Annotated in this window: 8 protein-coding genes; 2 read left to right on the top strand and 6 right to left on the bottom strand. The window is 73.9% G+C overall.

Annotated features, from left to right (window positions below; translation table 11 throughout):
• Positions 1-4 precede the first annotated feature (4 nt).
• From IF37_RS0119575 to IF37_RS44500, 5 genes are all read right to left on the bottom strand, one after another.
• Complete coding sequence (locus IF37_RS0119575) at positions 5-1,114, bottom strand: pyridoxal-phosphate dependent enzyme (RefSeq protein ID WP_052845258.1); 1,110 nt, start codon at positions 1,112-1,114, stop codon at positions 5-7.
• Positions 1,111-2,085 carry an SUMF1/EgtB/PvdO family nonheme iron enzyme gene (locus tag IF37_RS0119570; RefSeq protein ID WP_030744070.1) on the bottom strand — a complete coding sequence of 325 codons (975 nt, stop codon included), beginning with the start codon at positions 2,083-2,085 and terminating at the stop codon, positions 1,111-1,113. Before IF37_RS0119570 ends, IF37_RS0119575 begins: the two co-directional genes overlap by 4 nt.
• Complete coding sequence (ribA, locus tag IF37_RS0119565) at positions 2,082-2,750, bottom strand: GTP cyclohydrolase II (RefSeq protein ID WP_030744067.1); 669 nt, start codon at positions 2,748-2,750, stop codon at positions 2,082-2,084. The genes IF37_RS0119570 and ribA overlap by 4 nt, the downstream gene beginning before the upstream one ends.
• Entirely contained in the window at positions 2,750-4,630 is a 1,881-nt protein-coding gene (locus tag IF37_RS0119560; protein ID WP_030744064.1) for a WD40 repeat domain-containing protein, read from the bottom strand. Before IF37_RS0119560 ends, ribA begins: the two co-directional genes overlap by 1 nt.
• 1,714 nt (positions 4,631-6,344) lie before the next feature.
• A complete protein-coding gene (locus tag IF37_RS44500; protein ID WP_158727358.1) occupies positions 6,345-6,494 on the bottom strand; it encodes a hypothetical protein in 150 nt (49 codons plus the stop codon).
• 461 nt (positions 6,495-6,955) lie between these two features.
• Here IF37_RS44500 and IF37_RS40885 point away from each other — a divergent pair, with 461 nt between their 5' ends.
• Both IF37_RS40885 and IF37_RS0119540 read left to right on the top strand, forming a co-directional pair.
• Entirely contained in the window at positions 6,956-11,215 is a 4,260-nt protein-coding gene (locus tag IF37_RS40885; protein ID WP_052845256.1) for a CHAT domain-containing protein, read from the top strand.
• Between the two features lie 79 nt (positions 11,216-11,294).
• On the top strand, positions 11,295-13,289 hold the full coding sequence (locus IF37_RS0119540; RefSeq protein ID WP_030744057.1) for a caspase family protein: 1,995 nt from the start codon (positions 11,295-11,297) through the stop codon (positions 13,287-13,289).
• Between the two features lie 161 nt (positions 13,290-13,450).
• On the opposite strand, the gene IF37_RS0119535 is transcribed toward IF37_RS0119540, so the two are convergent.
• Complete coding sequence (locus tag IF37_RS0119535) at positions 13,451-14,104, bottom strand: RES family NAD+ phosphorylase (protein WP_037856774.1); 654 nt, start codon at positions 14,102-14,104, stop codon at positions 13,451-13,453.

Here is a 14,104-nt window from a genome sequence, read left to right as displayed (position 1 = left end):
AACGTCACCTTCCTGCGCCGGCATCGGCCCACTCCTCCTTCGTGCCGCGGGAAGCGACGACGGCGACCGCCGCGCCGCCCGGCGCCGCGGCGTCGTCCAGGGCCTGCGAGGCCACGAGCCAGGCGCCCGCTCCGCTGGCGGAAACCGCTATGCCATGCTCCGAACGCAGGACGCGCATGCCCTCCAGCGCGTCCGGGTGCGCCACCTCGCGGAAGCCCAGTGCCGCTTCGTGCGGGGCGAGCAGTGGCTGCCGGAGACCGTGACCCAGTCCACCCGTGCCTTTCATGCGCGGCGTACCGGTCGGCGGCAGCGGATCGGCGTACGGCCCCTCCGCGGGGAACACCGCGAAGGCGGCGCACTCCGGCCAGACCGTACGGAGGGCCAGCGTCATGCCCAGGACGGTGCCGCCGGTACCCACGGACGCGGCGACGGCGGCCGGCTCGACGCGCGCCGCTCGCAACTGCCGTACCGTCTCGGCCCCCGTCAGCTCCCGGTGCATGGCCACGGCCTCGGCCGCGCAGTGCTGGAGCAGCAGATGCCGGTCGTCCGTCTCGGCCACCCGCGCGGCCTCTTCCATGGCTCCGAGGAAGCCCGTGCCCTCGGGGGCCTTGGATACGCCCGCGCCCAGGCGCCGCAGGGCGACGCACAGGGAGTCGGGCGAGGTGTGCGGCACCACGAGGTGCAGGTCCAGGCCGAGTACGGCGCAGAACTCGGCGAGCGCGAAGGCCAGGCTGCCGCTCGAGTACTCGACGCACCGCAGCGAGCGCGAGCCGTGCCCGGCCACGGCCCCGCACAGCAGGGCGTAGGCGGTACGGGCCTTGACCGTACCGGTGTCGTTGCCAGACTCCATCTTCAGCCACACGGTGCCGCGCCCGTGCCGGCTCGGCACCGGCACCAGGGGCGTGTCGCCGATGGTGGGGCGCAGCGCGGCGAGCTCCGGGAGCACCGCGTGCGCCCTCGCCTCGACCTCGGCGAAGGACAGCGAGGTCAGCCGAGCGCCCGCCGGGGCGCGCCGCTCAAGGGCCCGAGTGATGCGCGGCGGGGGGACGTCATCGGCCCGGTCCCCCGTATCGGCGTCGATCGCGGCGTCGGTCGGGTCCGTCCTGTTCGTCATGACGGCCGCTCGCTGGTCGCGAGGCGGAATCCGACCGGGTACAGCGGGCCCGGGAACGCGCCGTGCCGGCGCCGGGTCCGGGTCAGGTCGCCGAAGCGCGAGAAGCTGCCGCCGCGGGCGACACGGTAGGTGCCCATGGACTCGACGAGGTGATCGTCGACGAACCTGCCCCCGGGGTAGGGAACGTAGTCGTCGGCGACGAACTCCTCGACGTTGCCGCCCATGTCGTACACGCCGTACGGCGAACGGCCCGCCGGGAAGGCGCCGACCGGCGTGGTCGTGTGCACACCCGTCTCGCGGGTGTTGCATGCCTCGGGGTCGAAGGTGTCGCCCCAGGGAAACTCGCGGCCGTCCTCGCCCTTGGCGGCGCGCTCCCATTCGGCCTCGCCGGGCAGGCGCCACGGGTGACCGGTCTTCTCGGTCAGCCACTGCGCGTACCGGTCGGCGTCCTCGGGGCGTACGCCGGCGACGGGGTGGTTGGACCGCTCCCACGGGTACGCACCCAGGTACCAGGTGGTGGGCCGGACCTCGTACCCCGTGTCGGCGAGGAAGTCGCGATACTCGGCGTTGGTCACCGGGTAGGCGGCCATCCAGAAGTCGTCGACGAACACGGCGTGCTCGGGGGTCTCCTTGTCGATCCAGGAGGCTTCGACACCGACGTGCCGCCACTGCTCGACCACGGCCGCGACCTCTTCCGGCGGCAGGCCCACCGGAGTGGGGCCGCCCGGAACGAAGCAAGTGGCGGGGAGCGGGCCGGCCAGCCGAGGGTCCCCGATCGCGGCGAGCGTCGCACCGGCCGCCAGCCGCTCGTGCAGCGGCGCCTCCGGGTTCTCGACCAGGGCCGCCAGCTGGGCGGTGCTGGACACGCACACCACCGAGTCCGACTGCCCCGCCCGGTGCACGCGGGCAGGGTCGGTCAGATCGGCATACTCCTTGAAGTGCGGCGAGTCGGCGACATCGGTCAGCTTCATGCGGTCTCGTCCTCCCACACATTCAGGGTGTGCCCGCCGACCTCGGCCTTCGCGGACAGGTAGCGGCTGTTCTCAGCGGTTACGTGGACGCGGGTCGGGATGACCTCGGTGACCTCGATGCCGTGCCGCCGCAACTGCCTGACCTTGTCCGGATTGTTGGTGAGCAGCCGTATCGTCGTCTGACCGAGCGCGTGCAGCATCGCGGCCGCGGCCGCGTAGTCGCGCTCGTCGGCGCCTCGGCCGAGCAGGCGGTTGGCCTCGAAGGTGTCGGCGCCGCCGTCCTGGAGGACGTACGCGTCGAGCTTGTTGTAGAGGCCGATCCCGCGGCCCTCCTGGCGCAGGTAGAGGACGGTGCCGCCCTCCTCGCTGATGAGGGACAGGGCCTCGTCGAGCTGCGGACCGCAGTCGCACCGCTCGGAGCCGAAGAGGTCGCCCGTCAGGCACTCGCTGTGCAGCCGCACGAGCGGCGGCCTGCCGGCGTCGGGCGGCAACACGCACGCGACATGCTCGGCCCGGTCGGGGAGACCCTCGAAGGTGACGAGCTCGGCGCGCCGACCACCCACCCGCTCCATGGTGATGCCCACTCGGGCACGAACGCCGGCGGTGGTGGTCCCGGTGGGCGCCTCGGCGGTCGCCCCGCTGTTCATCTCCGTCTGTACGGACATCACTTCGTCTCCTCCGCGGCCGTGGCGCGCGCGGCGCGCACCAGATCCTGGACCCACCACGAACGGCGGACGCCCGGTATCCCACCGTCGGCCGTGTGCGTGACCAGGACGATCCGGCCGTCCCAGCCGGCCACGGCGACCGAGGCGTCGTCGATTTGCGTCATGCAGGACAGGCCCTGCCCGAACTCGGCCAGAACCTGCCCGGAGGTGAGCACGGACGTGCCGGCGCTCCAGTTCACGGGCCAGACGTAGAGCCCGAAGTCGTAGGCTCCGGCGAGCACGAAGGGATGGTCGGCAGTGCCGAGGACGGCGACGCACTTCACCGACTCGTCGGGCCCCATGAGCGTCTGCACCGCCTCGGCGCGCACCGCTCCGTCCTGGGTACGGGAGAGCCGGCCGACCTTGACGGTGTGGTCGCGCGAGGCGCTGGCCGCCACGGAATCGCCCAGCGCGGCGACGGCGTTGACGAGGTTGCCGTGCTCCCACAGGGTGGTCCGGTCGCGGAACCCGCCGCCCGCGATGGTCCGGTCGGTCGCCGCGGAGAGGAAGCCGGTGCCCTCACCGGGCAGCGAGGCAAGCGACTTCACGGAGCCGCCGTGGGCTTCCCAGCGGTCCTTCTCCACGAGGTCCACGGGGTCCAGAGCGATCAGTTCGCCGTTGTACGTGCCGGCGATCAGACGCCCGTCGTCGAGGGCCAGTGACGGCAGCGGCGCGCCCAACTGCGCGCTCACCAGGCGGTCACCACCTTCAAACCGCACGACGTGACCCGCGTAGGTGCCCGCGTAGACGATGTCGTCTTGGACGACGAGGGAGAGGATCGGACCGTCGGTGAGCTCGATGAGGCGTACGGCGGGCGCGTCGGCGTCCGCGTCGGCCGTCGAGAGGACCACGACGGTGCCGGAGTCGCAGCCGATGAACAACTCGTCGCCGCAGGCCGCCATCGCGTTGGGGCCATGGGTGGCCTCGGCAGGTTCGGCGACCTCGGTTGCGGTGGCGAAGTCGAGCAGGTGGGGGCTGCTCCAGAAGCTGCCCGCGGCCACCAGACCGCCCGCGGCGTCGACCGAGCGGGGCCAGATGCGGGCGTCCACGACCCGGTCGACGCGCTCGCCGTCGGCGGTGAAGAAGTGGAGCGAACCGTCGTAGGCGCCCACGATGAACCGGGCGTCGTCCTCCGACCAGGCCACGCAACGGGCGGCGGAGGAGGACACCTCCACCGTGCGCAGGTGGTCGAGCTTTTTGGTGAGCAGATCGACGGCGCCGTCGTCGCGGGCGACCGCGAGGATGTCACCGGCCCGCGACCAGGCGCAGCCCTCGATCGAGGAGTCGTATCGGCGGACGGACGGCTCGGCGTCCGAGTCCGGGTCGGTGACGGCCACCAAGCCGTCCTCGCCGACGGTGGCGACGAGTCCCTCGACGCTGATCGAGACCATCATGCAGTGCGCCTCGTGGGAGCCCACCTCACGCAGGAACCGGCCCGCGAGGGCCTCCCACATCGTGGCGCGGCCGTCTTCGGAGACACAGATCAGCCGCTCGCCGTCGGGCGCCCATGCCACCGAGTTGATGTCATCGGTGTGCCGGGCCAGAACGTTGAGGAGGGTCGCGGGGCCGTCGTCCGGCACGTTCCAGACCGAGACGGTCTTGTCGGCGGAGGCGGTGGCGAGCAGGTGCGGCTTCGCCGGGTTCCAGGCGGAGGCGTTGACGAGCCGCCGGTGGTGCAACGTGGCCGCACGGGCCGGCCGCGCAGGGTCGGACAGGTCCCAGATGATGACGGTGCCGTCGTACGAGCAACTCGCCAGTCTACGCGCGTCGTTGCGCAGCCCGACGTGGGTGATGGGAGCTGAGTGACCGGATGCGGTGCGCGGCAGATCGATGGGGCGCATACCTGTCTTCGTGCCTCTCCGTGGGTGTTAGGCAGCGGTACGGCACACGGGCGCACCGCTCGTCTGTGGACGAGCATCGGCCCGGGCCATTGGACTGCCTTGTGTGCGGGAGCTTGGCCGGCACGCCCCGTTCAGGACGCGACGGCAGTCGACAGAGACCGGGGGAGGGTGCCGTGACAAAGCCCATTGTCGAGCCACGAACTCACTGAAGATCTCCCCCGTCCAGAAAGAGCCATCACGATGCACTGTCGTCAACCGGTAAGAACAGAGCTGGTGTGCTCGTTCGGCTCAGCTGACGGACACGGATGCGACCTTAACCCGGGTCCCGGACGCAAACAACAGCGTGGCTGATTCTTTGCCACCAGTCCGATTTGCGATCCTTGCGACGTACACTCAGTTTCGACGGAGGTGGCCGAGAAACCTCCTATCAGGCATTTTGCCGTGCAGGAATTTCCGGTAGGCCGTCGTCGGAATAACTCCCTGAAAGTGAAGGGGAAAGAAGCGACTGCCGAACCGGGCAGGCATTCCGCACCCTCATTCGATTCGCCGAACCAGAATCGTCCGACGTCGTCTACAGCGAATGTTTTTCGGCACTGCAGACCTCAGCGAACGGAACAGTGATGACGTGCACTGAAGTTCGATGCATAAGCCGAAGGCGGCAGCCGCCGAGGATCCAAGCCATTCCGCGGACATTCTCTGCAACCCCCGAGACGAGTTCTTGCTCACCTGGGAAGAAGCGGGGGCTGCGGGAGATAAAGAATCGACCATGAACGGCCGACAGGGCCGCGCTCGGCACCTTACCCGTGGCGGGGACTGGTCCGGCAGCGGCTGGAGGCCGGGGCGGTGGATCGAGGTCGGTTCGCCCCGACCGAAGCGGGGACTCCGCAAAGCGGAGTGATCAGCCCGTTCCTCTTGAACCTGGCCCTGCACGCGATGGATTCCGGACATGCAGGTCGCCGTGGATGAGAATGTCCGGCTGGTCCCGGCCCAGCTCCCGCACGGTCGCCACGGTGGCCTCCAGCACCTGATGCGGCAGTGCATGTGGCAGCTCCTCGGCGTCTTTGCACAGCTGCTCCTCCCAGGCATCGACTGCTCACGCAGCCGGGGCGGACCAGGCGGCGCGGGGATGGCCGGGCGGCGCGGGGAAGGGACGGTCGCGTGGGCAGCGGCTGGGGCTACAAGAGCGGGCAGGACGGCGAGAGCCGCGGCGGCCAGGCCACGCGCAACAGTGGTGAGCATGGGCTCCGTGGTAGCCGCCGCTGAGCCGGCCGGGGGGCCGTACGGCCGGGAAGTCACCCGGCCGTGGTGAACAGCCATACCGGCGCCGGGAGGAGAGCGCGTCGCGGGTTCGTCTGCACCTGGTGGAAGCCCGGTCGGCGAGGGGAGGTGCCGGCCGCAACGGGGGCCGTCGGCGATGTCGGACTTCGGTACCCGCTCGGTCGGCAGCGGCAGTCCCCCACCCGCGCCGGGGGCGATGGGCACCAGCGGGCGCCGTCAGGTGTGACGGCGGGTTGCACGAGTACGGCGCCCCCGGCTGCGCCGCTGGCACGAAGCCTCCCAAGCGTCCCAAGCGGCCATCGCCGACCACGCCGCAGCCACCCAGGTCAACCGGTACGAGCTGGAGCAGGCCGTGAAGAAGGCCGTCCGGCACCCCCCGGCCGACCCGGCCGGCGAGTAACCCCCGCGGGCCGGGTCGGGCGCCGGGTCGGCGGGCCTACTGCGGGTCGGGCCAGGAGACCAGCGTCTCGCCGGTCGTCGCATCGGGGAGGGTGACGCGGGCACCGGGCATGCTCCCGTACTCGCCGATACAGCGCCGGAACTTGTCCCGCGCGGTCTCCTCCCGGCCCCACCAGCCGTCCAGCACCGGCCGGCCCCCGGCGGTAGCGGCCGGGGCCAGTCATGCAAGGCGGTCCCGCGGGCGCGCCCCGGCTCACGGACGATCCCGCCCTTCGCCTCCAGCTCACCGGGCTGGTAGTGCACCGCCGCCCGGCTGCGCATGCCCACAGCCTCCTCGCCCGCCACCGTATGCCGTCCATCAGCTGCCGCCGCGTCCACACCTGCGGCCGACCCGGCTTGATGCCCGTCGGCAGCAACGGCTCAAGCCCGGCCCACTGGCCGTTCGTCAGATCCCCACGTCCCACAGCACCTGAGCACCGACAAACAAGATCCACCTTCCCAACAGACCCCAGCGGGTTCCGTTGGGATCAGGTCGCCCGTGAGCCGGGATCCGCCCGCGGAACGACCGGCTGACGACCTTTGTCCGCAAGGGAGTTGGGGTTCACTGGTATCCGGTGGGCACGGGCGCCCCGGGACGGGGGAGCTGGTATGGGGGACGGTGCTTCGGCAGGGAAGCGCGCGGACGGGGACCTCGGCGGCGTGTCGGACGAGGAGCTGAGGGAGTGGATCGCCCGGACCCGTGCGGAGCCGGCCGGGCAGCCCCCGGACGGTGGCCCCGCCGCGGCGGCGGATCGGGTGGCCATGGGCTTGTGGCTCGCGGAGCTGGCGGAACGCCAGGGCGATCCCCGCGATCTCGATGCCGCGATCGCCGCCGTCGCACGGGCGCTCGACGACGACCCGGGGCACCCCGAGGCACCGCTGTGGCACGGCCTCCTCGGCCAGTTGCACTGGTTCCGCTACGAGAAGGTGTGTGAACCCGGTGTGCCGCCGGAACGGCAGGCCGCCCTCCTGGTGGAGGCCACCCGGCACCTGGAGGCCGCCGCGGCGGTCCTCCCCCCTGGCGAGGAGACGACCCGCCAGGTCCGGGGCCGGTTGGGCATCGCCTACGGGACCCGTTTCTGCCACACGAACGACCCGGCCGACCTCGAAGCGGCGATCGCCCAACTCGGCGGGGCACTGGACGGCGTACCCGAACCGATGGGCCAGTCGGCCTTCTTCCGCTTCCACTACGGCCAGCAGTTCACCCGCCGCTTCGACGCGACCGGCGCCGAAACCGATCTCGACCGGGGCCTCGCCGAGATCCGGCGGGCCGTCGAGGAGGGCGAGAAGTCCACCGAGTGCGAGGACGGCTGGTTCCCCATCGCCCGCGCGCAGCTCGCCCGCATCCTGCTGATCCGGCTGCCGGCGGCTCGGGAGCACCGCGATCCGCGCGACGCCGATCTGGCCCTGGCCCAACTGGAGGGGCTGCCGCTCGACAGCCCCCTGATGGCGGAGCTGCCGCCGCCGGTCCTGCGGAACTACGGCAGGCTGCTGTGCGAGCGGGCCGGCGAGCAGCTGCGCCCGGCGGACGCGACGCGGTCCCTCGCGGTGCTGCGGCAGGTGGCCGAGCAGTACCCCGCGGACGCCCCGGACCGCTGGGTCGGCCTCATGGACGTGGCCGCGGCGTGGCAGCTGGTGGCGCTCGGCACCCTCGACGCGGAGGCGCTGCGCGACGCGGAGGACGCGTACACCGAGGCGCTCTCCGAGCCCGGGTGTCCGCCCGGGGTCCGTACCTTCATGGAAGCGACCCGCGGGTACCTCAGAGGGGTGCGGGTCCGCGCCGGACACCTGCCGGACCTGCCCGACGATCCCGTCGTCCGCGCGGGGCTGGCGGCGGCGGCCGCGCTCCGGCAGGCGACGGCCGTGCCGGGCGCGGCCGGGGAGCGGGCGGATGAGGACGGCGCCGGGGACTTCCAGCGGCTCGGCCTGGCGAGTCTCGGGCCCGGGGGCGAGGACCTGCAAAGGGTCACCGAGCGGTGCCAGCGTGCCGACGCGTCCCCCGCGCTGCGCCGCCTGCCCCTGATGCTGATGACCTTCTTCGCGCCCTTCCTCGCCGGACTGGGCATCCGGCCCACCGCCGAGGAGGTGCTGGAGCGGGTCCGCGCGGCCTTGACGGTCCTGCCGCAGGACGATCCCGTGCGGACGAGCCTGCACATGGTGGCCGGTCAGGTCGCCCTGACCGCGAGCAGTGAGTCGTACGACCCGGAGCAGGCCCAGGTCGCGCTGGACCACTTCGACACCGCGCTGGCCGGGGCGGGCGCCGCGGCGGAGAGCGACGCGCTGCGCAGCGGCCGGGAGGTCTGGCGCATCGCCGCGCTCGCCTTCCGCGGGCTTGTCCGGGGCACGCGGGACGCCCTCGCGCAGGCCGCGGCGGAGTTGACCGTCCTGCGTGACGACCCGTCCGTGTCGGCGTACACGCGGGTGTACGCGGCGGTGCAGCACGCCTTGATCAAGGCCCGGCAGGCGTTCGCGACGAACGACGCCGCCGGGCTGGCCGCGGCGGCGGCGGATCTCCGCGACGCCCGGGACCGGCTGCCCGCGGACGACGCCATGCGGCCCAGAGTGGTCGTGATGCTCGACGCGCTGGCCTCCGCCCGGCTGTTCCTCACCCCGGACGCCGGGCCCCGGTACGAGGACGTCGACCCCGACCGGATCCGGCGCGAGGCGGCGCCGATGCCGCCGCCGGACCGTGCCGAGGCGCTGGGCATGGCCGGGCTCGCGATCGGCCTGCGCGTCCTGCGGCACCCGGACCCCGGCCGGCTCGACGCCGGTATCGCGCTGTTGCAGGAGGCTCTCGCGCTGGACCCCGCGGACGGCGGCGGGAAGAGGCTCCGGTTCGCGCACACCCTGGCGATGCTCCGGCTGCACAGGTACGACTCGGGGCACGACGGGACCGACCTGGACGAGGCCGTCCGCTGGAACGAGGAGGCGGTGCGTCTCGCGGCGCATCCCGGGCACTTCGGGTGGGCGCCTGCGGCGATGCAGCTCGCCGAGGTCTACCGCCGGGTCGCCGAGTCCGGCCGCGGCGACCGGGCCGAACACCTGGCCCGCGGGCGTGAGACCGGGCTGCGCGCCCTGCGCGGCCATGCCTGGCAGGTCCTGTTGCAGTCGCAGGCGCAGTACACGGCCGAGACGCTCGCCGTCTCCGCCTCACACGCCCTGACGGTGGCCCGCTGGTGTATCGCGGACGGCTGTCCGGCCGAGGCAGTGCAGGCGCTGGACGCCGGCCGCGGGCTCGTCCTGCACGCGGCCTCGGCCGCCGGCACGGTGCCGGAACGGCTCGCGGCAGCGGGCCGCCCCGACCTCGCCGCCGAGTGGCGTACGGCGGCCGCCGGCGACGGGCCCGGAGCCGCGGACGGCATCCCCGGCGACCTCCGTTACCGGGTGCTGCGGGTCCTGGCCGGCACCGACGACCTCCTGGCCGATGGCCTCCTGGCCAATGACCTGCTGACTGATGACTCCCCGGCCGGCGGACCCGCCGACGGACCGGCTGACGAACGGACCGGCGGACCGGTCGACGAACTGACCGGCGGACCCGCCGACGGACCGGCTGACGAACGGACCGGCGGACCGGTCGGCGGACGGAGTGACGGGCCCGCCGACGACGCCGGTACGGCGGGCCCGCGCTCCCGTCTCGGCCACCTGCTCGTGCCTCCTTCCCTCCACGACATCGCCACGGCGCTGCGCCGCGCCGGGGCGGACGCCATGGTGTACCTGGTGCCCGGGGAAGGCGCGGGGTCCGGCCGGGGCGGCTGCGCCGTCGCCGTCCACCCCGACGGCCGGACGAGCCTGGTGCGCCTGCCGGAACTGACCGTGGACGCGCCCGCGCTCGTCGCCCACCTCGGCTCGGGCGCGGACTCCGGCTCCCGGGACATGGGACCGGCCGACGGTGCGCCGCCGCCCTCGGCCGACGCCCGCGCGGCCGGGCACCGCACGCTGGAGGCCCTCTGTGACTGGGCGTCCGAAGCCGTGACGGAGCCGCTGCTCACGCACCTGCGCGCGTGGGGCGCCACCCGGCCCCCGAAGGTGGTGCTGGTCCCCATGGGGCAGCTCGCCGCCGTACCCTGGCACGCGGCACGCCGGAGCGCGCCGGGCGGCCGGTACCGGTACGCCCTCCAGGACGCCGTCTTCTCGTACGCCGCCTCGGCCCGGCTGTTCTGCGACGTCGTGGCCGGCGAGCCCGTGCCGTACGACGCGCCGGCCCTCGTCGTCGGGAACCCGACCGGAGACCTGCCCCACGCGGGCCGGGAGGCCGCCGCCCTGCACGCCGCCTTCTACCGCACCGCGCCGTACCTGGGGCGGCATGCGACCGGCACCCCGGCCGGGGCCGGCACCCCGGCGGAGGTCCTCGGCTGGCTGCGGTTGCGCGGCCTGTCCCCGGGCGGGGTGCTGCACCTGGCCTGCCACGCCGAGGTGGACCGGAACACGACCGTCCGCACCGCGCACCTCCACCTCGCGGGCGGCACCCTCGCCGCCGAGCAGCTCACCGAGCAGGCGCAGCGCCACGGCCGGACCGGCCGGCTGGGCCTGGTGTCGCTGGCGGCCTGCACCACCCACGTCTCCGGACGCGGCTACGACGAGGCGTTCACCCTGTCCACGGCGTTCCTGGTGGAGGGGGCCGGATCGGTGCTGGGGTCGCTGTGGCCGGTGCCGGACGAGGCGACGTCGTACCTGATGTTCATGGTTCACCACTACCTGCACGCCGAGGGCGCGCGCCCCGCCGCGGCGCTGCGCCTGGCCCAGTTGTGGATGCTCGACCCCGACCGGCGGCCCCCCTCGACCATGCCGCCCGAACTGGCCCGCCGGGTCCGCTCGTTGAACGCGGACGACCTGCGGGGCTGGGCGGGCTTCACCCATCTCGGCCAGTGAGGGCGGCCGACCGGGGATCGCCCGGAGGACGACCGGGACGAGCCCGGGGGCGCGGGCCGCCGTCTGCGAGACTTCCGCCATGGGGACTGTGTACGCGCTGTTCGTGGGGATCGACGACTACCCGGTTCCGCAACGCGGCCTGCGGGGCGCCGTCAACGACGCGGAGGCGGCCGCGGCTCTGCTCGGCGGCCTCGCGGACAGGGCCTTCGAGCCCGCGTTCCTGAGGAACGGCGAGGCCACGACCGACGGTGTGACCGCCGCCGTCCGCAACCACCTGGGGGCGGCCGGGCCCGGGGACACCGCACTGTTCTGGTTCTCCGGGCACGGCACCGACTACGAGGCCGTCCTGCCCCTGCACCGGCGGACCGAGGCGACCGGCCGCTACCAGGCGCTGGTCTGCGCCGACAGCCCGCGCGAGGGCGGTCGCCCGCTCGTCGACAAGGAACTGGGCGGGCTGCTGGACGCGGTCGCGGCGCGGGGCGCGCACGTGGCGGCCGTGCTCGACTGCTGCTTCTCGGGGGGTGCCACCCGCGCCTCGGCCCGGACCGGCCTCACCGCCCGCTACGCGCCGCCCGCCGCCTGGTGGGGCGAGCCCCCCGGGGAACGCGGGCTGACCGGGGGCGCCGGTGAACCTGCTGCCCGCCATGTGCTGCTCGCCGCCAGCCGGCTCAACCAGTCGTCCTACGAACGGGACTTCGACGGCGTGCCGCACGGGGTGTTCACCCACGCCCTGCTGGCGGCGGTGCGGGCGGCGGGCCCGGGCGCGACCTACCGCGACCTGCTGGCCGCCGCTCACTGCTCCGTCCAGACCGAGCACGCCGACCAGCACCCGGTCGTGTTCCCGGCGGAGCCCGGCGGCATCGCCGACCGGCCCTTCCTCGGTGGCGCGGTGACCCGTCGCCGCGGCCCGCACCTGCTGCGGCACGGCCCGCACGGCTGGGAGGTCGACTGCGGTCGCGTCCACGGGCTGCGCGGTGGCGGCGGGGCCGGCACCGAGTTCACCGTCACCGGGCCCGGCGACGCGCCCCGCGTCCTGCGCGCCCGGACCGTCCACACCGACCGTGCCGAGGTCGAACCCGTCGGCTGGGAGCCGGATCGCGGGCGGGTCCATCCCGTGGCGCTGTCGGCGCTCGCGCTGCCGCCGACGTCCGTCCACATCGAGGCACCGGACGGTTCCGCCGCGGCCCGCGCGGCTGCCGGACTGATGGGTGAGGCCATCGGCTCGGCGGGTCCAGGCGGCGGACCGGCACCGCTGCTGCGGCTGACCGACGACCCGGCCTCCGCCCCGGACCACCTGCTGCGCGTCGTCGTGTCCCGCGAAGGCGGCACCGGCCTCGCGGCCCACGTCCTGCGGCGCGACGGTTCGCCCGCCGTGCCCTCACTGCGGCTCGACCGGCCGGAGGACGCCCGGCGTGTCACCGGCTGCCTGCACCACCTCACGCGCTGGCACCAGTTGCTGACCCTGGACAACCCGTCGTCGCCCCTGCGGGATCTGGTCCGCGTCGAGATCCTGCCCTGGACCTACGACGGCCCCTGGAGCTTTGACGGCGCCGGCCCCATCCTCCCGGACGGCACCGGTGAGGTCGTCTGCCGCTACGCCCTCTCGCCGTCCGGCCGTCCGCAGGAGCCGTGGCTCTCCATCCGCCTGCACAACCGCTCGGCGACGCGGACCCTGTGGTGCGTCCTGCTGAACCTCACCGACAGTCACGCCTGCCATACGGCCCTGTACCCGGGCCACTTCATCGGTCCCGGCCACACCGGCTTCGCCCTGGACGACCGGCCGGTCGCGCTGTCCGTGCCCGCGGGCCGAGCCCGCCCCGGGGCGGAGGTTCGGGACTGGCTGAAACTCATCGTGGCCGAGGGGGAGTTGAACACCGTCCCCTTCCATCTGCCGCCCTGGGACCCCGACCGTCCCGACGACCGGGGTGCCGAGCGGTCGGGCGCGGACGCGGTACTGCGTCTCGCGCCGCCCGACCACGGCGACCGCGACCTGGGGGAAGCCCGCCGGCAGCGGCCGGGCCAGTGGGCCACGCGCACCATCCCGCTGCGCACGGTCATCCCGGCCGGCGGCTGACCGGCGGAGGCTGACCGGCGGCGGGTGGCGGGTGGCGGCTGACCGGCGGCGGGTGGCGGGTGGCGGGTGGCGGCTGACCGGCGGCGACCGACGGGTGGCGGTTAACCGGCGGCGACCGACGGGTGGCGGCTGGCGCCGGACCGGCCGTGGACGACCGTCGCTCAGGGCGCCACCCGCGCGTGATAGGGCGCGAGTACGGAGTTCAGCCAGTCCTCGCCCTCCGGCGTGCCGAAGTCGACGGCCGGCTCCTCGGACTCGGCGACCGTGTCCGTCGCGCACCGGTCGCCGAACAAGATCACGGCCCGGTCGGCGGGTTCCCGCTTCGACGGCCAGACGAAGCCCTGCGCCCACGGCTCGGTCCGGTCGCGGATCCAGTGCCCCCAGTTCCGCGTCCACGGATACTCGGCAGCCTCGGCCTGCACCAGCCAGGTGTCCTGCCCGACCGCCGCGAGGTCGGCGCCGGACATCAGCGACACCACCGTGACGTCGGCGACCAGCCGCAGGAACGTGCAGCGTCTCCGGGCGACGCTCGCGCGCGGCAGCAGCCGGGGGCCGCCGTCCGCGGCGAACGGCACGGAGCGCAGCAGCGACTCGCACACCGCCGCCGCGGGTGCCAGTCCCGCGTACAGGTAGGCGTAGGGCCGGGCTTCCGTCGCGTCGAAGCGCCCGCCGCCGTAGAGCCGTTCGGCCGGGACCGGGTTGAACGCGGTTCCGGCGAGCGCCGAACCGTGCACCCGGAACAGCGCCGTGCCCTCGGGGAGCGTCACCTTGGTGGGCGTGCCGGGCAGCGCGGCCGGCGGCGGTACGTTCGGCAC

The sequence above is a fragment of the Streptomyces sp. NRRL S-31 genome, from assembly GCF_000718775.1.
Lineage (GTDB): Bacteria > Actinomycetota > Actinomycetes > Streptomycetales > Streptomycetaceae > Streptomyces.
This window is presented reverse-complemented; position numbering and strand designations above follow the sequence as displayed.